General features: G+C 65.4%; 2 protein-coding genes. Both read right to left on the bottom strand.

The annotated features are described in order from the left end of the window. Nucleotides 1–752, bottom strand: a 752-nt coding sequence (gene istB, locus ACPT9U_RS17585) for an IS21-like element helper ATPase IstB (RefSeq protein WP_435751903.1), incomplete at its 3' end; no start/stop codon positions are given. Next, nucleotides 745–1,908, bottom strand: a 1,164-nt coding sequence (gene istA / locus ACPT9U_RS17590; protein ID WP_435751904.1) for an IS21 family transposase, incomplete at its 5' end; no start/stop codon positions are given. The genes istB and istA, both read right to left, overlap by 8 nt.

The following is a 1,908-nucleotide window of genomic DNA, read 5'->3' on the forward strand; positions in this document are numbered from 1 at the left end:
GACTGGATGCGGGACTTGGCGGCCGCGCTGCTGTGCTGGAAGCGCCACGACTCGTTACCGGTCTCCACGATGTGGCAGTGATGCGTCAGCCGGTCCAGCAGCGCCGTCGTCATCTTGGCGTCGCCGAACACGCTGGCCCATTCCCCGAAGGTCAGGTTGGTCGTGATCATCACGCTGGTGTGTTCGTAGAGCTTGGAGAGCAGGTGGAAGAGCAAGGCGCCGCCGGCTTGGCTGAAGGGGAGATAGCCCAGCTCATCGAGGATGACCAGATCCATGCTGCGCAGCGACAGCGCAAGCCGCCCGGCTTTGCCAGCGGCCTTCTCCTGTTCGAGCGCATTGACCAGATCGACCGTCGAGTAAAAGCGCACTCGCCGGCCATGACGCGTAATCCCTGAGACGCCCAGCGCCGTTGCCAGATGGGTCTTGCCCGTGCCCGGCCCGCCGATGAAGACGACGTTGTGCGCCTGGTCGGTAAACGACAGATCGGCCAGTGCTGTGATGAGCTTGCGCTCAACGCACGACTGCCCGAAGTCGAAACCCGCCAGATCCCGATGAACGGGGAAGCGGGCGGCCGACATCTGGTAGCGGACCGAGCGCATGGCGCGGTCGGTGGATTCGGCCTCCAACAGGCGCTCGATGAGCCAGCGCGCGCTCTGGAGCCCGACGTCACCGCCATTGGCGCTCAACTCGGCCCAGGTGCTGGCCATGCCATACAGACGCAAGGCTTTCAGTTCGGCGCCGAGCTCACGCATGATCAGCCTCCTGGGTACGCAGGCGGTCGTAGCGACCGGTGTCGGCCACCGGCGCCTCCTTGACCTGCAGCGTGGTCGGCACCGATTCGGGCAACGGCGCCTGGTTGAGCCGGGCAATGACATTGAGCACATGCTCCACACTGACCACGCCCGATTCGAGCACCAACTCGACGGCGACGAGCACCGTGTCGAGCCCGGCCTTGGGCACCACCGCGAGCATCTGGCTCATCACCCGGTCACCGCCTTCGCGCCGCAGCAGCAGGCGTTGCAGCCGCACCAGCGGCTCGGGCATCTCGGCAAACGGCGCCCCGTTCCTCAACACCCCGGGCTTGCGCTCCACCAGCGGCAGGTAGTGGCGCCAGTCGTAGCGGGTTTGCCCCCGCTCGAACAGGCGCGGGTGACTTGCCATCACGACCTCGTCGAACACGATCTCGATGCGCTCCGGATAGAACCGCTTGCTGATCAGCTTGCCCGCCAGCTCGCACGGCACCGAGTAGTGGTTGCGGGCGGCCGTCACCAGACAGGTGCTCGACACGCGGCCCGGCTCTTCGACATACCCATCGAAGGCAGACACCATCGGCATCAGGTGCGGTTGCTCGTGTTCGAGCATCTCGGCCACCGACAACGCGTACTCGGGATGACGCACTTCCTGCCACAGGGCCTGGCAACGGGCCAGCAGCCAGGCGTTCAGCTCAGCAAAGCCGCCAAAGCGCAACGTGCCGGCCTCCTGCCAGATCCGCCGCCGGCTGTCCTGCACGTTCTTCTCGACGACACCTTTCTCCCATCCCGAGGCGACGTTGCAGAAGTCCGGATCGAACAGATAGTGCGAGCACAGCGCCGAGAAGCGTGCATTGACCACCCGGCCCTTACCCTTCTTGACCTTGTCGACCGCCGTCTTCATGTTGTCGTAGATGCCGCGCCGGGGAATCCCGCCCAGCGCCTGGAAACTGCGTGTGTGGGCGTCGAACAGCATCTCGTGACTTTGGCTCGGGTAGGCGATCAGCACGAAGGCTCGGCTCGCACACAACTTCAGGTGCGCCACCAGAAGCTTCCGCCAGACCCCGCCGATCACCAGCCGCTCTTCGCTCCAGTCGAACTGGAACGCTTCGCCCAGCTCGAACCTCAGCGGCACAAAGGCGCGCGTCGGCGCGTTCGC

Origin of the sequence: Thauera sp. AutoDN2 (assembly GCF_051280715.1) — a bacterium.
Classification (GTDB): domain Bacteria; phylum Pseudomonadota; class Gammaproteobacteria; order Burkholderiales; family Rhodocyclaceae; genus Thauera.